The organism is Streptomyces sp. NPDC048142, assembly GCF_043202835.1.
Taxonomy (GTDB): Bacteria; Actinomycetota; Actinomycetes; order Streptomycetales; family Streptomycetaceae; genus Streptomyces.
Genome location: NZ_JBIDBC010000004.1, coordinates 320,273 through 341,123 on the forward strand (window position 1 = coordinate 320,273; position 20,851 = coordinate 341,123).

The window sequence follows — 20,851 nt, forward strand, 5'->3', positions numbered from 1 at the left end:
CTCAGCGGCCCCGCTCAGCGGCGACCAGGTCGCTGCGGGTCAGGGTGGCGTCGGCGAGGCAGAAGGTGTGCGGGCGCATCCAGTCCGCCTCCGGCCAGACCCGCAGGATCCAGCGTGCCGCGACCCTAGCGGTCGGGCGGCCCAGCTCCAGGGTCCTTCCGGCCTCGTCCTTGACGACGGCGTGCAGGTGAGGCCACGTCTGTGTCGGGTCTGTGAGGCTGACCCGGATCGTGGCCGCCCCCGGGATCATGTCGGCGAGCTGTGCGGCGAGGCGGCGCGGACGGCCGTCGTCCGCGCAGGCCGGGCTTCCGCTCGGCGTGGCGAGCATGCGATACTCCGTTGTTCGAAGGAGCGCGGTGCGGCGGTCTCGTGCAAGAAGCCCTGCCGCCCGCGTGATGTGTAATTGGCGCCCTCGGGGTGCCAGCCCGGCGCTTGGGAGTTGGTAGCTCCTCGGCGCCGGTTTCAGTTTCGGGGTCAGATCACGGGTCGTATGCCTGCATCCGTCCCGCCTCCTTTTCGCTGGTCATCGGCCCCTTTCCGGGGCGCTGCCCGGCGTGGGACGACGAACATACGTAGACCCCGCGGACAAGTCCATCCCGTTGTCCGGAAGATCGTTTGCGGTCGTCTTACTCCGTATCGGCCGCTCTCAGGAGGGCGATGCCGACGTGGATCCGTGCCGCCCGGCAAGCACTGCAAGCGCTTGTCGCGTGAGCGGTTATGGCATACGAATATGCACAGAGGTCCCCCAGGGCTCGGCACCGTAGAATCGGGCCTGATCAACAGGTACGATACGGAAACGTACGTCAGTTTCGAAAATGCATCAACCCTGGCTTACAGTTGACCCCGACACCGAGCCCATCGCCACCTCGCACCAGGAGTCCCCGTGCCCCCTCGTCAGTTCGACGGCAGCCGCGTGCGTGCTGTCCGCCGACGCAGGGACATGCACCAGAGGCAGCTGGGCGAACTGGTGGGCGTCAGCGGTGCCACCGTCGCACGGTGGGAATCCGGGAAGGATTTTCCCAAGGGTGAGAAGCTGCCGGCGATCGCCAAGGCGCTCAACGAACCGCTCGACGAACTGTTCCCCCACGACGGGCCGCCGGACCTACAGCTCCTACGCTGTGACGCCGGTCTCAGCGTGGCGGAGGCCACCGAAATCATCGGGGCAAGCCGGGGGCCGGTGAGTAACGCCGAGTCCGGGCGGCGCAGGCTCAACGACAGCTATGTGAAGCCGCTGGCGGCGGCGTACAGGGTGACCGAGGAGGAGCTGCTCGCGGCGCAGGATCGCTCGTTCGGCATTCGCACCACCGCCCCACATGGCGATCAAGAGGCCGCGCCTCGCACAATCGGAGAAAAGATCAACTTTCTCCTGCAGTACGGTTCCACCGGCGAAGAGGCGCTTTCCGACGCGGAGATCGCGCGACTCGTCAACGAGCATGCGCCGACCGCAGCCGTCACCGCCGAGGGCATCGGCGAGCTGCGCGACGGAACCGAGACCGCGGCATCGGATGAAGTGCGCGCCGGCCTGGCATACGCCTTCCAGGTCCCGGCCTGGCTGTTCGGCGATGACGCCGAACTAAGCCCCATGGTCCAGGAGTTCCTAGAGGCTGTTCGCTTCATCGGCTCGATTCACCAGGGACACATCCTCGGCCTGGCCGCACGTGGCAGCGAGATCCTCTCCCGGAGATCGATGGCCGACATCAACAGGCTCGTAGGAGAGCTACGGCACGCTCTGTCCGAGGTTCAGGACAAAGAGTAACCCCGCTAGCTAGTAGCGGGCGGGTGGAAATCAGTTGCGGTACCGCCGCCTTGCGGGCGCGACCGAGGACCCCTGACCGCCTATCGCCCCTCGGCTCTGACCGGGCCAGCCCACTTCTCGGACCGGATGCACGAAGGGACTACGGCTCGGCCTCCCTGGAGGCCGAGCCGTAGTCCCTTCATACGGACGGAATCGACGCCGATCTACGAAGCGGTCAGGTCGACGTCGAACAGCTCGGACAGGGCTGCGACCGTCTGCTTCGGATCCTGGTTGTGCACTCCCGCGAGGCCGAGCTGCTCCGCTGCCTGGACGTACGCCTCGGTGTCATCGACGAAGACGCACTCTTCGGCAGGCAGGCCCATCAGCTTCAGCGTGGCCTCGAAGAGCTGGGCGTCGGGCTTGCGCATCATGTGGTGCTCGCTGATGACGACGACGTCGTACAGCTTCTCCAGCTCGTAGCCGGCATACAGGTCCCACGGCTCCAGGCCCACGGAATTCGACAGGATGCCGACCTTGATCCCGGCCCGGCGGGCTGCGGCGGCAGCGTGGATCAGCAGCGGCTCAGGGCGGAGGTCGCCGAAGATCCTCCCCATCAACCCGTCCGCAGGTACATTCAGCATCCTGCCGGCGAACTCGTTCCACTCGCGCTGGGACACCACTCCGCGTTCCAGATCGCTGGTGATCCGGACGCCCTCCGGGTCCTTGTACAGGGCAGTGAGGCAGGCTCCCTGGGGAAGCCCTTCACGCTGCTCGAACGCCAACACAGCGGGCAGCAGGGGGGTAGTGAGAACGCCTCCGAAATCAAGAATGAGGCCGGTACGGCGGTTGGACATGCGGGGAACTCCATTGCTGAATTTCGGACGCCTATCCAGACCGGACAGCGTCACGGACCCGGCGTACATGGCGGTCGCAGAAGCTGCGCATCGCAGGCCAGGAAGTGCACTTACAGGGCGGCGCAGAACCTCTTTGTCCGCCTTGCCCACGGTACCAGTCGCGACCGCACGCTCGGTGGTGCCGAATCTCACGCAAGCCTTACAAGATCGCATCTCTGAGTGACAGGGCGCACACGCCGAAAACACGGATACGGCAACCCGGAACACACCGTGCTCCAGAACTACCGCCGAGATTCCGATTTCAACTTCTCGGAGTCATGAAGAACTTCTCGCGCTTGGTCGCCGGTGATCTGCGTGTAGGCCGTGCTGACTCGCACGTACCACGCAGCTTCACTTTCGGTGTCCACGAACGGCTTGTCTCTCATCAGGGTGGCCGAAGACGGCCTGACGGATTCCGCGTTAGCGGCAAGCAGGCCAGCCTTTATCCAGTAAGCCTCCGCAGCAGGCTCGGGATCGGAGTGTGGGGACGCCTTGTCCTCCGCAGCAAAAATCAAGTCGCTCGGCACGTAGTAGCGCAGTTTCTCGCAGGCGTCGGAGATATCCTGCGTCCATCGGTCCAAGCGAACATCAATGGGGACGCGAAACTGCAAAAGTTCCGTGATCCGTCGGCCGGGAGGGTACAGGCTTGTTCCGGGAAAAGCCTCGACTAGATCGAACCAGAGAGGATAGATCAGGTTCAGGGTTCGGAACGTCTTCCATCGCGCAGCAGCCGCGCGGGTCGTTGGGATGCTCGCCCCGACTGCGACGATAACGAAAAGGAGATTCATCCAGATCGCAGTGGAATCGACCAGGAATCGTACCGTCGATTGACTGAGAGGAAATATTACGGCACTCCACAAGATGGCAATTCTAGCTATCGTGTGAACGAGCCCCATCCACATCGCGAAACCCATCAAACCGAGCCCGATGCGCATGCTTGTGCTCTCAGCTCGGCGTGCCGCCCTCGTCCACTGATAGCCGCATACGGCGGTGGTGACTAGCGGAAAGAAATAGAACACGGTCATGTAGACCGCCACGCCCCATTCTCCCGCGTGGTCAACGAGGAAGTCCTCGCTCGGCCGATCGCGTTGGACAACGGTAAAGAAGAGGATCGCGAGCAGCACCACGCCGACGGCTCCCGCCTTGTACGACGCTCGGGCGATCCACCGTGAGAACTCCACGTGCCTGGGCACGACCGCCTCAGCGGTCTTGCCGTAGCTGGTGGCGACATAGGTCAGAGCCGCCATGATCGCCGCCGTGCTGGCGAAGTGCCGGAGCAGGGCGCTGAGATCGACCACCGGAATACGATCGACCGCGTCCATTGCTGCTGGGGTGTACAGACACAGGGCCACTGCAAACCCGGCGTAGCCACCCCAGAGCGCCCTACGATGCGCATCGCCATACCTGACAGCCGGGAAACGCCAGATGGAGATCAGCGTCATGACCGCCGCAGTGAAGTATTTGAAGAAGTCGAACACGGAATCAGTCGATCTATAGGTGCCACACCTGTCGCCACTCACGGGCCCTGCAGAGTGCAGACTTGGTCAGTGCGAGATTACGGATCGTGTGGAGCTACCGCCGACGCCGCGGCGGGGCAACCGGATGCGCCAATGAATATTCCAACAGGCTGATCACATCGTCTCCGGTAGCAGACTGGCGACGTGCCAGGCGCTTGATCAATGACGCCGAAAGCTCAGCCTGCTTCTCCTCGTGGCTGTCGAAATCGACGCGCGCTTGGATAAGGGCTGATGGGTAGCGCCGAAGCACTTCTTGCCGGATGCGCTCAGGGACGTAGCGCTCGATTTCAACGGCCGTCAGAGAGGTGCCGTGATCCATCCACTCATGCGCGATCTCATGGAGGATGATGTGTTCTGTTTGATTTCTGCTTGAGCGGCGACGGTAGAGAATGATGGTTACGTCGGGAGTTTTAACCCGAAGACCGCACGCTGTCCCGATGCCCCCGTCTGGGTCGTCCAATGGGACCAGTTGGATCTGACGCCCCAGCGCGCTTTCCATATTGCTCACCAGCGTCTCGACGCTGAAGGGGGTTGGTATAGGGAGATCGGCGAGCTTCCTCTCGCATTCCCTCACAAGAGCGCGACGTGAAGGATCCCTACGCCAACGCATAGTCGCTCCATTCTCACTGCAGACCCCATACCTCAACGCGCGTACGCGAGGCGCTGGCAGGCTGGAGCCCGTATTCGATGCGCACGGTGCTAGACCGGCACGCACTGTCCGCGCCTAAGCGTACAAGGGGGATTAAGCGATCATGAGAGAAGAACGTGTTGCAAAGGTCACCCGGGTGTGGAGGATCGCTGAAGCAAAGCAAGATCAAAAACGGTCGGCGATCTTTCCTATTGATCTTGAAATGGCTTTGGGCGCACTCTCGGGATGCACTCTGTTTCTCGCCGAGCGCCGTTTTCCAGAAGACCCGAGGACCTTCGCTAACCCGTCGCCCAAATAACCTAGTTGACGGCCGAGAAATGCAACGAGTCGTCCAACAGGAAGGGTTGCGTTCGTGCGGATGTCTCAGTGGTGCTGGTCGAGGAGGCGCTCGGCTCGCGCTAGATCCTCGGGGGTGTCTACTGCCACTCCGTCGTCCAGGACGGGCACCATCCGCACGGCGTGGCCGTGTTCGACGAAGCGCAGCATCTCCACTCCCTCGGCACGCTCCAGGGGCCCCTGCTGGAGCCGCCGGAAGTGCTGGAGAGCCTCGCCGGTGAAGCCGTAGAGGCCCAGTTGGCGCAGGTACTTCGGCCGGTCGCCCCTGGGGTACGGGATGGGCTGGCGCGAGAACATGAGGGCCTCACTGCGGGCCGTGACGACGACCTTGACGACGTTGTGGTCCAGGACGGCGCCGACGTCGACCAGCTCGGTGTAGGCGTTCACGGCGAAGGTGCCGGGCGGAGTGAATTCCAGGGCCTCGGAGACGTCGTTGATGGCGGTCGGCGAGATGAATGGCTCGTCGCCCTGGACGTTGATGTATCCGTCGGCCGGGAGGCGTTCGGCGACCTCTGCGACGCGGTCGGTGCCGGTTAGGTGTTCCCCGGTGCGGATGCAGTCGATGCCGAGTTCGCGGCACGCCGCTTCGATGCGCTCGTCGTCCGTGGCGACGATGGCCCCGTCAAGGCGTTTGGCTTCCAGGCAGCGCTGGTGGACGTGCCAGAGCAGCGGCTTGTCGCCGAGGAGGGCGAGTGGTTTGCCGGGGAAGCGGGAGGCACCCCAGCGGCACGGTATGACGGCGATGTGCCGGCGCCGTTGGGCGTCGGTCTGGCGGGCTGTGGTGGCGGCCACGGCGTCCTCCTGGTGGTTGGGTTCGGACAGGCTTCAGGTGAGCTGGGTGAGCTTGGCGCGGACGGTGGGTGAGGAAGTGGTCGCGAACGACCGCCACTGGTAGCCGTCGACCTCCTCCTCCTGCAGCGTCACCGCGTGATCGGTCGCGAGTTGGAAGGCCCAGCGGAAGTCCACGTGATGGTGGGCCGGCTCGTTCTTCGACGGGTTCGCGTCGATCGCGTGCACGTCGATGTCGAGGGGAATCTCCTCGTGGCCGACGAGGGGAACCACGGCGCTCGGCGGGATGCCGGCCTCCTCGTGCAGTTCGCGCAGGGCGGCGTCGCGCAGGCGCTGGTCGGACGGTTCGTTGTGCCCGCCGGGCGCCAGGAGTTTCCCGGACGCCTTGTGCAGGATGTGGAGCACGTGCCGTTCACCGTTGATGACGATGGCGCTGCAGGTCACGTGGGCGGGGAAGGTCTTGCGGCTGGTGGGATCGTCCGCGCCAGCGAGTACGTCGAACAGCATCGCCAGGGAGGCGCGCTCTTCCGGGTGGCGGGCGAGGTACGCCTCGGTGACGGCACGGACGTGTCCGGTGGAGGGTGGCAACGAGGTCACCTTTCGAAGTGGCGGAGCCAGGTTCTGGCGATGTTGTCGCGGTCGGCCGCCGGCATCTCGTGCAGTCCGGGCTGGAGCCGCGCGTGGCTGAGTGCGGCGGTGGCGGCGAGTATCTCGGCCTGGACGAGGTGGATGTAGGTGCCGACGGCGGCGCCGTGCACGAAGTTGACGGCACCGCCGTCGGCGAGAACGTAGAAGTAGTGGCCGGTGACCTCGTACCGGGTCAACTGGGGTCCGACGGGCTGACGTTCGTATAGGTCGTCGAGGCTGCCCAGTTCGAGTTCGTCCTCGGAGGAGGTCACCGATCCGAGGTACGCGCCGTTGCGCAGGGCGGCGAAATCGTCGTGCCGGAGGGCGAGATTGCCGGTGGCGCACAGGACGAGATCCGCGTTGTGGACGGCCTCGGTGGTGGACGCGCTGGTGTGGAAGCCAAGGGCGTGCGCCTGTACCCGCTTGACCGCGTCGTTGTCGTACACGGTGACGCGCAGGTCCTGGGCACGCAAGGTCTGCGCAATCGAGCGACCGATCTTGCCGAAGCCGATTACGCAGGCGCTGCGGCTCGTGAGGATGTCCCCGCGGGCGCGGACGAGGGCGTCGGTAGAGAACACGATGGATCGGCCGACGAGGTGGTCCTCGCAGTCCTTGAGCGGTGAGCGGGCCACGGACACGACCGGGCACGGGAGCGAGCCGAGGGCCGCGTACCGCTGGTACCCGTTCTCGGTGTCCTCAACGACGCCGAGGATGCGGCCGGAGAACTTGTTCACGAGGGTGTCGAGGCTGGGCGCGAAGTACCCGCCGATGTCGACCAGGACGACGTCTTGGCCGCCGGCCGTGTCCTCCAGATAGTGCAGGGCCTGGGTCTCGTCGGTGAACCGCTCCCGGGTCAGGTCGTGGACCGGCAGGGTGCGGCGGACGGTGTCGAGGGTCGGCTGGTGGATCGACCGGGGCTTGGGGAGGACGGCGCCGATAGTGGACACCGCGGTCATGGCGCGCAAGAACGCAGGTCGTTCCTGGAGCAGGTGCGTGATGACCAGCGTCGTGATCGCCTGGCCAGCGGGGAACTGCGCGGTGATCCTTCGGAAGAAGGCGTCCAGCCGCGCTCGCTCGGGGGTCTCCATGAGCACTCCTCTCGTGATCCGACGGGTGCGCCTAGGCGGCACGGCTGTAGTCCGGCACCGGGGAGGCCAGCGCCTGCATGTGAGCGCGCAGTCCGCTGTGGAGGTCGACGCGCGGCTGCCAGCCGAGGACCTCTCCCGCACGGCCGGGGTCGGCACGCGTGAGGAGGACGTCCCCGTTGCGCACGTGGTCCTGATGGAGCTGGATCTCGCGGCCGGTGAGGCTGTTGGCGATGTTGATCACGTCCAGCAGGGACGCGCTCGAGCCACCGCCGACGTTGATGGTGCCGTGCGCGTTCGGGACGGTGCCGGCGGCGATCGTGGCTGCGACCACGTCGTCGATGTAGGTGAAGTCGCGGCGCTGGTGACCGTCTCCGTAAAGGCGCAGGGGTTGTCCGGTCAGGGCGGCGTACAGGGCGCGGTGGGTGAACATGTCGGCACGCTGCCGGGGGCCGTAGACGGTGAAGTACCGCAGGGCGACCACGCTGGGGCCGACGGGGCGCTCGGCGTAGGCGAGACAGAGCTGCTCCTCGGCCAGCTTGGTCACGGCGTACGGGGAAGCGGGGTTGGGGCGGTCGGTCTCGCGACTCGCTTCGCCGTCGGTCGGGCCGTAGACGCTGGAGGAGGAGGCTACGACGAGTCGGGATACGCCGATCCGGGTGGAGGCTTCGAGGACGCGGTGGGTGGCCAGCACGTTGGACGCGAGGTAGTCGCCGAACTGCGGTCCCCACGAGGGCCGTACGCCGGGGATGCCGGCGAGGTGGAAGACGGCGTCGGCGTCGATCAGGAGCGGGTCGATCGCGCAGTGGAGGAGGTCGGCCGTGACGTGGTGGTATCCCGGGCGACCCCGCAGCGCGGCGAGGTTGGCGGCGGCCGTCGGGTCGGTAGACGGGTCTCGGCGGTCCACGCCAATAACGGTGGTGCCGGCCTGGACGAGGGCGTGGGCGAGGTGGGAGCCGATGAATCCGGCGGAGCCGGTCACCACGGCCCGTCGGGGGGAAGCGTTGGTCGGGGGCTGCTCGTGCTGTGGCACGGAGATCTCCAGAGTGGTGTCGTCTAAGGGGCTGGTCAGGCGAGCCGCGACAGGACGGTTCTGCCGTGCGCACTGAGCGCGGCGTCGTCCTCCTGGTGGCCCTTGACCAGGGCTGTGGCCGCCTCGATGGCGCCGAAGGACTCCAGGAGGCGTCGTTCGAGGTCGTTGGGTGAGCGTCCGTAGCCGTCGAAGAAGGCGGTGCGGAGGTGGGGGGCGGCCTGCCAGCGTCGGAATTCGAGCCGGGCGAAGTCGCGGACCCTTGCGTCGCGTCGCATGTGCTCGAAGTCGTAGATGCCGAAGGTGTCGCCGAGCAGCCAGTTGCGCGGCTGGTAGTCGAGGTGGCAGATCGCGCTGTCCATGTGGCTGGTGCCCAGGATGACCGCGTGGTGCTTCAGCAGGCTCTCCTCGGCCGCGTCGAGCAGATCGGCGTGGACGGCCCGGTCTATCCACCCCTGGAACCGCTCGGCGAGTGAGGCGCCGACGGCACCGCCCTGGGGCATGGCCGTGGCTCGGTGCAGCTTGCCCAGCACGTGCCCGGCCTCGTGGTGGGCCAGCTCCTCCTCCGGCGAGCCCGGAGCGAAGGCGTCCGCCCGGTCACCTGCGAGTGCGGTGAGCAGCAGGATGCGGGTGGCATCATCCCGGCCGACCAACACCGGTGCATGGCCGCTCAGATGGGTGACCCACGCCCCGTAGGCGTGGAGTTCTCCGGCGTACCGGTCTCGCTCCGCGTGCTGCTTCGCGATGTACTGACGCCCGTCACCGGCCACCAGGCGTACGACGCGGGGCGGGAGCGCGGGGTCCGCAGCGATGTCGACTGTGCCGAGGAGCTGGTGCGCCAGTTGTATCCGGGGGTCGCGCGAGGTCGCGATCACGGGGTCGGCTCCGGCGTGAGGAGGCTGAGGTGCTCGGTGTCGTTGTGCCGGTCGAGCATCCAGCGGTTCTGGCCCAGGCGGTTTCGGTGGTGCTGCCAGCGGGTGATCGAGGCGTGGTTGTGGGTGAATCCGGCGGGCGAGCCGATCGGGATGCCGAGCAGCAGGGTGTGTGCGGTGATCACCGCCTCCCCGTGGGCGGCGAAGATAACGCGCTTGCCGTGGTTCTCCTCGATGAGCTGGCTCAGGTTCCTGCTAGCGCGCTTCAGGAACCCGTTCCAGGTGTCGGAGCCGTTGGCCCAGGGCGTGTCGGGGTGGGCGTGCGGCCCGCCGTCGGCGGCCGTCTTCACCGCGTCCCAGGGCTGGCCGTCGGCGTCGCCGTGGACCGGGCCGTCGAGTCGCTCGTCGTGGAGCACGGGGATCTGGAGCGTCTGGGCGATGATCTCGCCGGTCTGGACGAGGCGGATCCGCGGGCCGGTGTAGATGACGTCGAAGGGCTTCTTCAGGTGCTCGGTGGCCAGGCGGCGTGCGGCCTGTTCGGCTTGGGCGTACCCGAGGTTGGTCAGGCCGGTGCAGGTGCGCGGGCCCCCGACCAGGCCGTCGGCGTTGCACTGGGCCTGGCCGTGCCGGACGAAGACGAGTTCGGTGGTGATCATGAGGCTCCTCGGTGCGTGAAACGGAGGGGCAAGCTGTAGTGGTAACCGTTGCGGCCGACGTACGGGGCGGTGAGCACGGCGTGCAGGCCCAGGAAGCTGTCGAGCTGGCCCCGGTCCGTCGTGCCCAGCCGGGCGTCGTAGCGTCGGGCTGCCGCGTTGTACGCGAGCAGGGCGGTAGTGACGGCTTGGTCCGTGAGCGGCCCGTAGGTCAGGTGGAGCGTCGCGACGAGCTTGGCGAGGTCGTAGCCCAGCGGGGCGAGGGAGAGGTCGTCGGTGTCGACGGCGACGATGTCTTGCGCGGTGATGATGAAGTTTCGCGGGTTGCTGTCCTTGTAGAAGACGCACGGGCCCTCAGCGGTCGCCTGCAGCAGGCCGAGCATCGCTTGCAGGGCCGTCTTGTTGGGCAGGTAGCCCTGCTCGTGGCGTCGCCGTAGAGCGACCTTCCGGGGACCGAGGTAGTCGTCAAACAGCGTGCCGTCCTCGAAGAGGTGCGGGGTGTCCAGCGAGGCGGAGTGCAGGTCGCTGGCCCAGGCGGCACCGTGGGCGTGGCCGAGTAGTTCCGCCACGCGCGGGAGGTCCTCGGGACGTACGGGGCGGCCCTCGATCCGTTCGAACGTCAGGAACCGCGGTCCGGCAGTGTGGAGGGCCGGCTGCCGCAGCGGCTTGGCGTGCGCGGTGAGCCACCGGTAGTGGCGCACCGCCCCCGCCGCGCGCTCCGGTTCCGCGTAGTGCTTGGTGAACGAGGCGGGGCTCATGCCGGCTCTCCTCCCTCCTTCGGCTGGGCGACGACGAAGGTGATCCGGGACAGGGTGGTCAGCGGCTGGTCGGGAAGGAACTCGTGCAGGGTCGCCGCCAGGGCACCGGGGTTGCCGTACAGGCCGGGCGCCAGGTCGTACTTGGGGTTGGTGGCCAGGTACTGCGCCGTGTGGTCGTGGCCGTCGAAGGTGAAGACGTGCTCCTCGTCCAGGACGGCGATCACGTCGAGCGAGGAGGCGGCCACGTCGGCGAGGTTGCCGCTGTGGGCTGCGGTGTAGAGGCTTTCGTGCTGGGCGGCCCGCGGATCGAGGCCGGCGGCGGCGACCAGCTGGTCCATCTCCCGGTAGCTGTCGAGGCCCTTGGTGACGAGCACGGCCACACCACCGGGGGCGAGGACCCTGGCGATCTGTCCGACGACGTCCTGGGGGCGCGGCGAGTGGTAGAGGCAGAACGCCGCGACGACGATGTCGCTCGACCCGTCGGGCAGAGGGAGGTCGTGGAAGTCGCCTTCGACGAAGTCCACCGTGCTGTCGGGCAGGTCCTTGGCGCGCTCGCGGGCCTGGGCGAGCAGGGAGGGGGCGGCGTCCAGCCCCACGAGGCGCTCGGGCCGGAGCTGCTCGGCGATGACGCGGCTGCTCGTGCCACGACCGCAGCCGATGTCGAGCACCACGCCGAGCCGGTCGGGCCGGGCGTGATGGGTCTGCACCAGGCTGACGATCGTCTCGGGCACCGGGTGGCCGGTGGTCTTGGCACGCATCAGGGCACTGGTGCGCCCGGCCAGCCGAGAGGCGTGTCCGTACAGCTCCGACTGTCGGGCGGGGTCCAGGAACGGGTTGGGCTCGTTCATGCCGCACCCCCTGGCCGGGGGCGCGGGCCGGTCAGGACTGCTCGGCGGCGACCTTCCGCAGCCAGCGGCGCGTCTGACGCCGGTTGGCCAGCAGCACTACGTCGGTGCCAGAGCCGAACTCCTCGATCTTCGCCATCACGCGGGGGCGCATCTTGCGCCGGTACGTGGCGACGTACTTGATCACGCCCCAGTGGATGCGGTTGTGCACTCCGTTGCCCTTGTGTCCGGCTCCGTGCCGGATCTGCCGGGAGAAGATCCCGTACAGCGCCGCCACGGTCGACACGTCCATCAGGACCACCGTGTCGCAGGCTTCGAGCCGTACCTGCAGCGTCGAGTTGTAGTTGCCGTCGATCACCCACCGCGGCTGCGCGACCAGCTCGCGCTGGACGTCGGTGAACTTGTCCATCGGCAACGCGTTCCACTCGTCGTCGTAGAACGCGGCGTCCAGGTGTGTCACCGGGGCGTCGAGTATCTTGCCCAGTTCGCGGGCCACGTGGGATTTGCCGCTGCCTCCGCAGCCGACGATGGCGACCTTTTTCATGGTGCTCCAGCGTAGAGAGGTTCGGGTGTCCGGCGAGCCCATCCTCCGGGACGCGCCCGGAGGATCCGCGCGCCGTGGTCGATCGAGCGGTCTGCATCAGGCAACCCCCCGCTCGGTCGCGGTGGCCTGGACGAGGCCGTGTAGGACGGACTCCAGGGTGTTGACCTGCTTGCACAGGCCGAATAGACGCAGCCGGTCCACGCACGCGGCGATCAGGGCGGCGTGCTGCTCGGTGCCGGCGATCTCGCGCAGGTAGGAGAGACGTTCGAGCACGTCGCTGCCGGAGCGCACGACCAGCTCCTTCGGGACGAACCGGTCGGCGAAGCGGATGTCCGCCGGGGCCAGCGGCAGGCAGCCGGCGAGCACGGCCTCGAAGATGCGCTGGGTCATCTGCCCGACGGCGGCGTACCGCTCGGGCAACATGAGCACCGTGGCCAGGGACCGGCCGTAGACGCCAGCAGCGTCCTCGAACGGGATGCGGCCCGCGAATCGGACGTGCGGCCAGCGGCTGGTCTTCGACCACTTCCCGGCGACCAGGTGCTCGACGCGGGCGGCTGCCGGGGCGAAGAAGCGGTCGAAGGGCTCATCGCGGTCGTACTGGTTGCCCACGTAGCCGAGCGCGAGATCCCGGGGCCGCGCCGCCAGGGTGAGGGGATCAGCCTTGGCGAGGAGGTCCTCGGCGACGGGGAAGAGCAGCGAGTGCGCGCCGAGCGTCGGGGCGAGCGCGGCCTCGCAGACGCGGGTGTGGGCCGTACGGCGCCACACGCTCTCGGCGCGCAGGGTGCGGTCCTTGTCCCAGATGACGGTGGGCGTCTGGGACCGGACCGTGTAGTGGTTGATGAGCTGTGCCTGCCGGTGGAGGTCGCAGGTGTGCCCCTCGCTGCCGCACACGGTGGTGTTGCGGCCGGGGATGGCCCAGCGCCACTCCAGGAACAGGGCGTCGATGCCGGGCAAGCCGTCGTCGAAGGTGTACGGGCCGCCGAGGTCGTCACCGGCTTCAAGGCGGTCGCGGTCGGGCTGGAGGAAGACGATCTCGTGACCGCGGGCAATGAGGGCGTCGATGAAGGGGCGGCGGTGGCTGCGGCCTCCGTCGGGGGTGTCGGTGACGCCGTTGCCGAGGAAGCCCCAGAAGCTGTACCCGATCTTCATTTCGTGATCCACCGCCCTTCGAGGAGCAGGGCGTCGAGGCCAGAGTTGGCCAGGCAGTCCAGGGCCATCTCGGGTGTCCCGCAGATCGGCTTGCCCTTGACGTTGAGGGAGGTGTTGATCAGCACGGGGATGCCGGTCCGGCGACCGAAGGCGGTCAGCACCGCGTGCATGAACGGGTTCTGCGACCGGGTGACGGTCTGCAGGCGGGAGGTGCCGTTGGCGTGCACGATGGCCGGTACCCGCTCGCGCGTCAGGTCCGTCACCCCGGAGGCCATGGACATGTACGGGGCCTGCTGGCCGAGGGTGAAGAACTCGGCGGCGCGCTCGGCCGGGACCATGGGGGCGAAGGGCCGGAACGGCTCGCGGAACTTCACGGTGGCGTTGAGCCGCTGGACGACGCCGGGCTCCAGCGGGGAGGCGAGGATCGAGCGGTTACCCAGGGCCCGCGGCCCGGCTTCAACCCTTCCCTGGAAGAGTCCGGCGATCATGCCGTGGGCGAGCTGGTCGGCGAGGAACTCGGCGGTCTCGATGCCGAGGGTCTTCTGGCGGAGGCCGGGCCAGGGGGTCAGGTCGAGGGGCTGGTCCTCGTAGGAGGGGCCGAGGTAACAGTGGCGGGCGATGCCGGCGACCGGGCGAGGCGTGCGCGCGTCGACGTGCGCGGCGAGGGCGGCCCCGATCGCAGTTCCGGCGTCCCCCGGTGCCGGCGGGACGAACACCTCGTCGAAGATGCCAGCTTCGATGATCTTCCCGATGCTCACGCAGTTCGTGGCGACGCCGCCGCCCACGCACAGGCGCCGGGAGCCGGTGAGCACTCTGGCGCGGCGGGCCAGGTGGACCATCACCTGCTCGGTCCGCTCCTGGAGGGCAGCCGCCAGGTCTCGGTGGACGTCGGTGAGCGGTTCGCTCGGGTGCCGCTCAGGGCAGGTCTCGGCGACGAACCGCCGGGATGTCCTCGGGTATCCCGAGGTGAGGGTGCGCGCCGGGAAGTAGCCGGGGTGGATGCGGAAGCCCGTGGCCGTCGTGCGGACGGCCGTGCTGAACAGGTGGCGGAAGCGGGCGGGGTCACCGAGGGCGGCCAGCGCCATGACGGTGCCTTCTTCGTCGCCCCGGCGCCAGCCCAGGTGCTCGGTGACGGCGCCGTACACGTAACCGAGGGAGGCCGGGTCGTTGATCGCTTCCAGGGTCTGGACGCGGGGGTGCTGAACGCCGTGGCCGTGGGCGATCGTGGTGGTCTGCCGCTCGCCGAGGCTGTCGACGACGAGTACGGCCGCTTCGTCCCAGCCGGAGGCGGCGTAGGCCGTGAGCTGGTGGGCTCGGTGGTGCAGGACCGATGTGACGCGGGCCGAGGGGAACTGGCTGCCGAGGACGCGCAGCCGCCGCCGGGTGCGCAGGGCGACCTTGGCGAACCCGTGGGCGCGAGCCAGGCTGCGGTCGCGTGTGGCCGACGAGAGCGCCATGCGCAGGGCGACGAGCGACTCGGCGAGGTAGCGGGCGGGCTGGAAGTTGTAAGCGACGGCGTCCACGTCGCTGGCGCTCAGCTTGGCCTGGTCGAGGAGCCAGCCCACGGCGCGAGCCGGGTAGAGCTTGGTGTGCTTCTGCTCGGAGAGGCGTTCCTCCTCGACGAAGCCGACGAGTTCACCGTCGACGAGAAGGGCGGCCGAGGAGTCGTGGGTGTACGAGCACAGGCCGAGGACGACGGAGGGGGTGCGCTTCATGGCGGCGGTCACCTTGCCCCTGCCGTCGCGGCGCGATTGGTCGAGCGCCGCTCCAGCTCTCCGTACCAGGCGGTGAGGGCTTGGCCGAGGGGCCCGTCGATCGTGTCGGCCGCCCGCCACGCCTGCTCGCGCTTGCCGTCCTTCCACAACCGGTAGCTGCGCAGCGTCTCGGCCATCGCGTCCCAGCCGGGGTGGCCGGTCACGTCACGGGCCTCGACCTGGTCGAGCAGGCCGTCGAAGGCGTTCCAGGGTGTTTGCAGGTCGGGCATGATCCCGCTTGCCGGGAGCGAGGTGAGCGTGTCGGCCTGTTCGATGTGCTCGTCGTAGATGTGCAGCGAGCCGATGTGTAGGTGAAACTCGCCGAGTTCGGCGTCGAGCCATCCGGCGACCAGCTCGTGCAGCACGGTGTAGAAGAACACGTCGTACGGCATGCCGATCCATACGTCCTGGCCGCGCATCATGGTCGCCATGTGCAGGCGGCCGGCGCGCAGGTGGAACCGGAACCCAAGGGTGCATGGCACGTCCTTGTGCCCTGCGGCGTCCTGGGCCGGGTCGTAGAGCTGGATCAGGGCGCGCCGGGAGTCGGGGTCGGCCTGGAGGATCTCGACGACGCGGGCGAGCTGGTCGACCTTGCCTGCCCAGTTCCGCATCCTGGGGCCATACGCGCCCAGGAGGACGCCTTCGTCGGCGAACTGGCGCAGCCGGTTGTTGTAGTCGAAGATCCACGGGGCGTCGGAGCCGGACAGGTGCCAGACCGTCTCGGCGACGGCGAACGCCGGATTCACGATGCGGGCGGGCGGGGCGTAGAGCAGGCGGGCACGCGGCTGGGTGAGCAGCAGGTGCACATCGCGGACTTCGTGGGTGGCCATGCCCCGGGGGCTGATCTTCTCGCCGGACTTGGCCAGCGTGACGGCGCCGGAGAACAGCTCGGCGATGCTGTCGGCCGTGAGGGATGTCATCGGACGGATGCTCCTTCGTCCTTGGGCGACGCAGCGGCGCCCGGATGGTGGTGGGTGGAGTCGTCGGCCCTCGGGCCGGAGGTGGCGCGGTCGGTGATGAGCCGGGCGATCCGAGTGGCGCTGTCGCCGCGCCACCGGCAGACCGCGTCCAAGGCCGCCCGCGGGATCGGCGCAGGGCCCGCGCGCAAGCCGGAGAGTGCTTCGGCGACCTCACCGGCGGCCTCGCACCGGGTCGCCAGTCCGTGACTGGTCAGGCCCAGGGTGCGTTCGCCCGGCGGGCCGATCTCGAGGACCGGGATGCCGAGCAGCGCGGCTTCGATCCCGCACGTCGAGTACGCGCTCGCCAGGACGTTCGCGCCGGCGAGGCAGCCTTGGGCTCCGACTCGGGGATCGACCACCGCGATGGGCGGCCCGGCGTCCCGCTTCACCAGAGCGGTGAAGGCGTCGGCTCCCTGCGCCGGGTGTGGAGCGATGACGAGCCCCCAGTCGCCGTCCGCCTCGGCGAGCCCGTCCAGGAGGAGGTCCGCGTGGGACTTGAGGTGATCGGGGTTGAAGGGCTGGCAGGCCCACACCGCGATCCGGATCGGCGCGCGTCGGCCCCCCGGAGCGAGCAGGTTCTCCAGGTACCGCCGTTGTGTCTGGCGGCTCAGGCTGGTGAGGACGTCGAAGCGGGGCTGCCCGAGGACGTGCACCTCGGCCTCGAGGTGGCGCGCCCACCCTCGGCCCAGGGCAAGGTCCCGCTCGCCCATGACGATGATGTCGCGGCTGTGCAGGGCCGGCCAGGCGACCGATTCCGGCGTCCACGCCCCGTGCTGGACGTGCACCGAGTTCGCTCCGTGCCGCTCGGCGGCGTGCGCGGCCAGCACGCCCAGTGGGCTGGTGTCGTTGCTCAGCAGGACGGTGTGCGGCCGGGTGGTCGACAGGATGTCGTCGAGCCAGCTCTCCGCCCGCACCACCGTCCGCCACGACGGTTGGGTGCAGCCCCCGCTGGTCTCCAAAAGAACGGACAAGAGCCTTACAAGCCGTGCAAGTTGGATGCCGTGGCCTTCCACTTGAACGACGTGCTCGTCGTCGGGGCGGTGGAGGCCCTCGGCGGTGCCGGAGACGGTGAAGAGGTCGCTCGGAGCCGCTCGCAGCTCGAAACCCATTGCCGGTCCCGAGCTGCATCGCTCGGCGGCATCAGTGGCGAGGTCGAGCAGGAGGCTCCTCTGCCCGCCTCGCGCCAGCTCGGCGAGAACGGGGGTCAGCGTGGCGGCATGGCGGGAGGTCCACGACAGCGCCAGAACGTCCTGCCGTCCGAGATCCGAGGGGAGCGGCCTCGGCTCCGTGTTCGCCGTACTCGTCCGGGCGCGGTTCCGGAGCTGGGCGGAGCGGGTCGGGTTGTGCGGTGCCGCAGCACCGAGCACGTACGCGACGCCGGACCATGTCACGGTGTAGGCCAGGTACTCCCGCGAGCTGCTCGAACGCAGTCCCACGAGACCTTCGTAGGGGGCCAGGATCAGGGGCCCTGGGGCGGAGGCGAACGGTGCCCAGGAGTTCAGGGCCAGGAGCTTGCGCACGATCTCGGCGACGAAGCGTCGCACGGGGACGTGCTGAACGTGGAGCCAGTCGGCTCCGCCCGGGGTGGCGGCCCACTTGGCGCTGTAGCGGTCGACGGCCTCCATGACGTCTTCGACGCCGGAGCGCAGTAACTGCTTGTCGACGGCCGTCGCATCAAGCTCCGTCGTGTGGATGTGGTCGGTTCGCGCGTGCGCCAGGGCGCCGGTTCCGACGAGAGTCCACGTCGGCTTCCCGACGTTGGAGGAGCGGACCAGACCGAGGCCACCAGTGGTGCGGGGGCTCACACCGTGCTCCCCTCGACGAGCTGCTTGGCGGGGAGGAGGCTCAGCAGTTCCCTGGGGGACGAGACCGTCTCCGGGGCGGGAGCCGTCGGCTGCCCGTAGCCCCACCCAGCGTGCACATAAGGGACGCCGGCGCGTGCGGCCGACTCCTGGTCGACCGCCATGTCACCCACGTAGACGGCGGAGGCGGGGTCGACTCCCAGGTCGACCAGTGCCAGGAGGAGCGGGTCCGGGGCCGGCTTCGTTCGGCCCGCGCCGGCGGGCGTGCGGATGGTCGCGAAGGGACACCCGAGGCGCGCGAGGAGCGGGGCCGCCCGGTCGACGTGCTTGGACGTCACGACGCCCAGCCGCCAGTCGGCGGCGACGAAGGCGTGGAGCGTCTCGACGATGCCGGCGAACTCCTCCGCGAGGTGCGCGGTGGCCACGGACTCCGCCTCGTAGGTCCTACGGACCGCCTCGGCATCGGTCACGCCCAGGCGCTCCATGATGTCCCCGAACTCACGACCCAGGTGGCGCTCGTAGTCACGGAACGGGAGCGCGATGCCATGGACCTCCTGGACCCTCTGCCACGCCCTCCGCATCACGGGACGCGTGTCGAGGAGGACCCCGTCGAGGTCGAGGAGAAGTGCGCGCGACCCGTGGTCGCTCGGCGCGGCCGGAGCGGGTGGCGATCCGCAAGCGGGAACGGTCATGATCGTCCTCTCGTCAGGGTGTCGTCGTGCCTCAGAGGGCCGAAGCCGGGGCAAGTTCCAGCTCGGGGTACTGGGCCGGACCGCCGGCCTCCTCGAACGCCGCGTCGAGCAGCGCCACGTGCAAGCGGTCCCATCGCCCTCGGGACTGCAGAGCACGCCCGTGGCGGGTCAGGGCCCACGCCTTGAGGGCCGTCGGGTCCTGCATGAAGTTCCGCGCGTTCTGCCGCAGGATGGCGGGGGTGAACACCCTGAGATTGAGGCCGGTGCGCCAGAACTCAAGCCACCACTGGCACATCAGGAGCGGACCCGATTCGTCGTCCTTGACGTGATCGGGGTGGTTGCGCACCCAGATCGGGTCCAAGTCCGGGTGCATGGTGGCGACTTCGAGCATGCGGCCGTGGGCCTGGTGCACTGCCAACTCCAGGGACTGGCGGTGCTGCTGGCGACGCTGGGCGATGTGCACCGCGGACGCGAGGGCGATGGTGGTGGCCAGAGCGAGAACGGGACGGTTCATCTGCGACCTTTACTCGGGGATGGATGGGGCGGTGCGGCAACCGGCGGCGGCATCCGGGGCAGTGGTGGTCGCCGTCGTGCTCGCTTGAGGAGAGTCAGGCCGCGTCCGGCGGGCCGTCAGCCGAAGGCGAGGTCGATCCGTCCGGCACGGCCGGCAGGCGCGCGAGCCGGTGAAAGCGCGAGAGGTCGAAGCCACGCCCCTGAACCTCACCAGCGGGCACGGCGAAGAGGTCGATCCCCTCTTCGCTGGGTGCCGAAGGGGCAGCCTCCCTGATGGCGAGGAGCGCTTCGCCCTGCTCGCGGTGCGGCAGGAGGCGCGGTGCACGATCGATGTGTCCCTCGAAAGTCATGGTCAGCCCTCGGTCAGGTGTATTTGAAGGTGAAGACGAGCACGACGCTCACGGTGACGATCAGGGCGATCTGGGCGCTGATCTGCCGCCAGCCCCAGCCCTTCCTGTCCATCCAGCGCAGCGGACGCCTTCAAGTCGGCGCGACGGGCTCCTCGGAGATCACGAGGTGGAGAAACGCCCGGCAGTGCTCGCCCAGGTGTTTGATCACGGCGTGGTACTCGTCGTCATCGGAGCTGATGTTGTGCCGGTCGAGGACGAGCACGCCGTCGGCCAAGCCCTCTCGGAGCTGCCGCTCGACTTCCCGCCAACCAGGTCGATCCCAAGGCGGCGTGTAGACGCCCTGGCTCGCACTGGATGCCGGGAAGTACGTCGTGGTGACCGGGACCGCCACATCGTGGAGCCGGGCGGCGATCGCGTAACCGAGCTGGTCGGCCTCAGCCTGTAGCGTCCCCCAGTCCTCGTCAGGTCGGACCCTCGGACTCGGTACCAGGCTGTACGCCAGCACGCGCAGCGGCTGATCGGCCTGCGCGCCGACGGCCTGACGGTAGAAGTGCTGGCGTAAGGCTCGGAGTTGGCCAGCTCGGGACTGGCGCTTCACCGGGGCAGAGGTGCGAAACCAGCTCGGGTAGTCACGGCCAGCGGTCGGCGCCCCACCGCCCGTGTGCTTCTCTCGCCCCCGATCAAAAGCGGCGAGGCTCAACACGTCGGCTCCGTGCTTGACTGCGTTGTGCGGCGACATGGGGGTGCCTCCGTAAGAGTGGGGATGACCGCGTACGTCGTCCGGCCGCCGTCCGCGACGCCCCACCGAAGCGACAAGCAGGCGACAAGGTGCAGCCCTCGACCGCCGAGGCCGGCGGCGCTTGCACGTCGTCGCCTCGCCGGTGCCGTGCTGTCGTCGGTGACTCGGATTCGAAGCTCGTGCTCGTCGTGTCGCAGTCGCAGTCGGACGTCCCCGGAACCGTGGATGATCGCGTTGGACACCAACTCCGAGACGACCAGCCGGGCGTCCTCTGCCGGCGTCTCCGGCAACGACCAGTGCTTCAGCACGGTGGCCGTCGTTCGTCGCGCTTGAGCGACGTGCACATCTACCGGCTCCATGGCCATCTCGAAGACGTGAGAGGCCAGTGGACACCGAGCGGTCGAGGCGCCGACGGCGTGGGCGCCACCGTCGTCGCCCCGAGGTCGGGGCGACGTTGCTGTCCGGTGCGTGGTCATGAGCACATCGCACCGTGGCTGCGCGATCTGGGACAGGGGAAACCGGAGGGGGGAAAACTTTGTCAAGGGGGGAAAACCAAGGGG

The 20,851-nt window shown here is 68.4% G+C and carries 23 protein-coding genes; 1 reads left to right on the forward strand and 22 read right to left on the reverse strand.

All coding sequences use genetic code 11. The annotated features are described in order from the left end of the window. Nucleotide 1 precedes the first annotated feature (1 nt). Complete coding sequence (locus tag ACGF2Y_RS08325; RefSeq protein ID WP_392944136.1) at nt 2-328, reverse strand: transcriptional regulator; 327 nt, start codon at nt 326-328, stop codon at nt 2-4. Between the two features lie 555 nt (nt 329-883). On the opposite strand from ACGF2Y_RS08325, the gene ACGF2Y_RS08330 reads away from it, so the two are divergent. Further along, nucleotides 884-1,756: a helix-turn-helix domain-containing protein gene (locus ACGF2Y_RS08330; RefSeq protein ID WP_392944138.1), complete on the forward strand. Its 873-nt coding sequence runs from the start codon at nt 884-886 to the stop codon at nt 1,754-1,756. A 203-nt stretch (nt 1,757-1,959) separates the two neighbouring features. Here ACGF2Y_RS08330 and ACGF2Y_RS08335 read toward each other — a convergent pair whose 3' ends face one another. The 21 genes from ACGF2Y_RS08335 to ACGF2Y_RS08435 form a co-directional block, all read right to left on the reverse strand. Next, nucleotides 1,960-2,589 (reverse strand): HAD-IA family hydrolase, encoded by a 630-nt coding sequence (locus ACGF2Y_RS08335; RefSeq protein WP_392944140.1) that lies wholly within the window; start codon nt 2,587-2,589, stop codon nt 1,960-1,962. Between the two features lie 281 nt (nt 2,590-2,870). Continuing rightward, nucleotides 2,871-4,106 carry an MAB_1171c family putative transporter gene (locus tag ACGF2Y_RS08340; protein ID WP_392944142.1) on the reverse strand — a complete coding sequence of 412 codons (1,236 nt, stop codon included), beginning with the start codon at nt 4,104-4,106 and terminating at the stop codon, nt 2,871-2,873. A 94-nt stretch (nt 4,107-4,200) separates the two neighbouring features. Further along, the gene (locus ACGF2Y_RS08345; RefSeq protein ID WP_392944144.1) at nt 4,201-4,644 is read right to left on the reverse strand and encodes a hypothetical protein; all 444 of its coding nucleotides are present in this window, start codon (nt 4,642-4,644) and stop codon (nt 4,201-4,203) included. 513 nt (nt 4,645-5,157) lie between these two features. Next, nucleotides 5,158-5,922: a 3-deoxy-manno-octulosonate cytidylyltransferase gene (locus ACGF2Y_RS08350; RefSeq protein WP_392944146.1), complete on the reverse strand. Its 765-nt coding sequence runs from the start codon at nt 5,920-5,922 to the stop codon at nt 5,158-5,160. Nucleotides 5,923-5,955: 33 nt separating this feature from the next. Then, nucleotides 5,956-6,516, reverse strand: a complete 561-nt coding sequence (locus tag ACGF2Y_RS08355; RefSeq protein ID WP_392944148.1) for an NUDIX hydrolase — start codon at nt 6,514-6,516, stop codon at nt 5,956-5,958. Continuing rightward, nucleotides 6,513-7,634: an adenosylhomocysteinase gene (locus tag ACGF2Y_RS08360; RefSeq protein WP_392944150.1), complete on the reverse strand. Its 1,122-nt coding sequence runs from the start codon at nt 7,632-7,634 to the stop codon at nt 6,513-6,515. The genes ACGF2Y_RS08355 and ACGF2Y_RS08360 overlap by 4 nt, the downstream gene beginning before the upstream one ends. 31 nt (nt 7,635-7,665) lie before the next feature. Beyond that, nucleotides 7,666-8,664 (reverse strand): NAD-dependent epimerase/dehydratase family protein, encoded by a 999-nt coding sequence (locus ACGF2Y_RS08365; protein WP_392944152.1) that lies wholly within the window; start codon nt 8,662-8,664, stop codon nt 7,666-7,668. A gap of 35 nt (nt 8,665-8,699) precedes the next feature. Next, on the reverse strand, nt 8,700-9,536 hold the full coding sequence (locus ACGF2Y_RS08370; RefSeq protein ID WP_392944154.1) for an aminoglycoside phosphotransferase: 837 nt from the start codon (nt 9,534-9,536) through the stop codon (nt 8,700-8,702). Beyond that, entirely contained in the window at nt 9,533-10,189 is a 657-nt protein-coding gene (locus tag ACGF2Y_RS08375) for a histidine phosphatase family protein (RefSeq protein WP_392944156.1), read from the reverse strand. The genes ACGF2Y_RS08370 and ACGF2Y_RS08375 overlap by 4 nt, the downstream gene beginning before the upstream one ends. Continuing rightward, complete coding sequence (locus tag ACGF2Y_RS08380; protein ID WP_392944157.1) at nt 10,186-10,944, reverse strand: phosphotransferase; 759 nt, start codon at nt 10,942-10,944, stop codon at nt 10,186-10,188. The genes ACGF2Y_RS08375 and ACGF2Y_RS08380 overlap by 4 nt, the downstream gene beginning before the upstream one ends. Further along, nucleotides 10,941-11,792 (reverse strand): class I SAM-dependent methyltransferase, encoded by an 852-nt coding sequence (locus ACGF2Y_RS08385; protein WP_392944159.1) that lies wholly within the window; start codon nt 11,790-11,792, stop codon nt 10,941-10,943. The genes ACGF2Y_RS08380 and ACGF2Y_RS08385 overlap by 4 nt, the downstream gene beginning before the upstream one ends. A gap of 31 nt (nt 11,793-11,823) precedes the next feature. Further along, nucleotides 11,824-12,333: a topology modulation protein gene (locus tag ACGF2Y_RS08390; RefSeq protein WP_033949339.1), complete on the reverse strand. Its 510-nt coding sequence runs from the start codon at nt 12,331-12,333 to the stop codon at nt 11,824-11,826. Nucleotides 12,334-12,429: 96 nt separating this feature from the next. After that, on the reverse strand, nt 12,430-13,482 hold the full coding sequence (locus tag ACGF2Y_RS08395; RefSeq protein ID WP_392944161.1) for a hypothetical protein: 1,053 nt from the start codon (nt 13,480-13,482) through the stop codon (nt 12,430-12,432). Beyond that, complete coding sequence (locus ACGF2Y_RS08400; protein WP_392944163.1) at nt 13,479-15,197, reverse strand: carbamoyltransferase; 1,719 nt, start codon at nt 15,195-15,197, stop codon at nt 13,479-13,481. Before ACGF2Y_RS08400 ends, ACGF2Y_RS08395 begins: the two co-directional genes overlap by 4 nt. Nucleotides 15,198-15,205: 8 nt before the next feature. Continuing rightward, nucleotides 15,206-16,156 carry a thymidylate synthase gene (locus ACGF2Y_RS08405; protein ID WP_392944165.1) on the reverse strand — a complete coding sequence of 317 codons (951 nt, stop codon included), beginning with the start codon at nt 16,154-16,156 and terminating at the stop codon, nt 15,206-15,208. Beyond that, nucleotides 16,153-18,000, reverse strand: coding sequence for a hypothetical protein (locus ACGF2Y_RS08410; protein ID WP_392944167.1), 1,848 nt, complete (start codon nt 17,998-18,000; stop codon nt 16,153-16,155). The genes ACGF2Y_RS08405 and ACGF2Y_RS08410 overlap by 4 nt, the downstream gene beginning before the upstream one ends. Next, nucleotides 17,997-18,689, reverse strand: coding sequence for an HAD family hydrolase (locus tag ACGF2Y_RS08415; protein ID WP_392944169.1), 693 nt, complete (start codon nt 18,687-18,689; stop codon nt 17,997-17,999). The genes ACGF2Y_RS08410 and ACGF2Y_RS08415 overlap by 4 nt, the downstream gene beginning before the upstream one ends. A gap of 31 nt (nt 18,690-18,720) precedes the next feature. Further along, a complete protein-coding gene (locus tag ACGF2Y_RS08420; RefSeq protein WP_392944171.1) occupies nt 18,721-19,203 on the reverse strand; it encodes a DUF6082 family protein in 483 nt (160 codons plus the stop codon). Between the two features lie 94 nt (nt 19,204-19,297). Then, a complete protein-coding gene (locus ACGF2Y_RS08425; protein ID WP_200717937.1) occupies nt 19,298-19,552 on the reverse strand; it encodes a hypothetical protein in 255 nt (84 codons plus the stop codon). 130 nt (nt 19,553-19,682) lie between these two features. Beyond that, nucleotides 19,683-20,291, reverse strand: coding sequence for a hypothetical protein (locus ACGF2Y_RS08430; protein ID WP_392944173.1), 609 nt, complete (start codon nt 20,289-20,291; stop codon nt 19,683-19,685). Then, nucleotides 20,249-20,767: an ATP-binding protein gene (locus tag ACGF2Y_RS08435; protein ID WP_392944175.1), complete on the reverse strand. Its 519-nt coding sequence runs from the start codon at nt 20,765-20,767 to the stop codon at nt 20,249-20,251. The genes ACGF2Y_RS08430 and ACGF2Y_RS08435 overlap by 43 nt, the downstream gene beginning before the upstream one ends. Nucleotides 20,768-20,851 lie beyond the last annotated feature (84 nt).

Excerpts from the sequence above, each read along its gene's own strand:
- ACGF2Y_RS08400 (WP_392944163.1), bottom strand. The coding sequence starts at position 15,197 with ATGAAGCGCACCCCCTCCGTCGTCCTCGGCCTGTGCTCGTACACCCAC.
- ACGF2Y_RS08345 (WP_392944144.1), bottom strand. The coding sequence starts at position 4,644 with ATGGAAAGCGCGCTGGGGCGTCAGATCCAACTGGTCCCATTGGACGAC.
- ACGF2Y_RS08405 (WP_392944165.1), bottom strand. The coding sequence starts at position 16,156 with ATGACATCCCTCACGGCCGACAGCATCGCCGAGCTGTTCTCCGGCGCC.
- ACGF2Y_RS08415 (WP_392944169.1), bottom strand. The coding sequence starts at position 18,689 with ATGACCGTTCCCGCTTGCGGATCGCCACCCGCTCCGGCCGCGCCGAGC.
- ACGF2Y_RS08430 (WP_392944173.1), bottom strand. The coding sequence starts at position 20,291 with ATGTCGCCGCACAACGCAGTCAAGCACGGAGCCGACGTGTTGAGCCTC.
- ACGF2Y_RS08435 (WP_392944175.1), bottom strand. The coding sequence starts at position 20,767 with ATGACCACGCACCGGACAGCAACGTCGCCCCGACCTCGGGGCGACGAC.
- ACGF2Y_RS08375 (WP_392944156.1), bottom strand. The coding sequence starts at position 10,189 with ATGATCACCACCGAACTCGTCTTCGTCCGGCACGGCCAGGCCCAGTGC.
- ACGF2Y_RS08425 (WP_200717937.1), bottom strand. The coding sequence starts at position 19,552 with ATGACTTTCGAGGGACACATCGATCGTGCACCGCGCCTCCTGCCGCAC.
- ACGF2Y_RS08380 (WP_392944157.1), bottom strand. The coding sequence starts at position 10,944 with ATGAGCCCCGCCTCGTTCACCAAGCACTACGCGGAACCGGAGCGCGCG.
- ACGF2Y_RS08325 (WP_392944136.1), bottom strand. The coding sequence starts at position 328 with ATGCTCGCCACGCCGAGCGGAAGCCCGGCCTGCGCGGACGACGGCCGT.
- ACGF2Y_RS08360 (WP_392944150.1), bottom strand. The coding sequence starts at position 7,634 with ATGGAGACCCCCGAGCGAGCGCGGCTGGACGCCTTCTTCCGAAGGATC.
- ACGF2Y_RS08385 (WP_392944159.1), bottom strand. The coding sequence starts at position 11,792 with ATGAACGAGCCCAACCCGTTCCTGGACCCCGCCCGACAGTCGGAGCTG.
- ACGF2Y_RS08335 (WP_392944140.1), bottom strand. The coding sequence starts at position 2,589 with ATGTCCAACCGCCGTACCGGCCTCATTCTTGATTTCGGAGGCGTTCTC.
- ACGF2Y_RS08390 (WP_033949339.1), bottom strand. The coding sequence starts at position 12,333 with ATGAAAAAGGTCGCCATCGTCGGCTGCGGAGGCAGCGGCAAATCCCAC.
- ACGF2Y_RS08395 (WP_392944161.1), bottom strand. The coding sequence starts at position 13,482 with ATGAAGATCGGGTACAGCTTCTGGGGCTTCCTCGGCAACGGCGTCACC.
- ACGF2Y_RS08420 (WP_392944171.1), bottom strand. The coding sequence starts at position 19,203 with ATGAACCGTCCCGTTCTCGCTCTGGCCACCACCATCGCCCTCGCGTCC.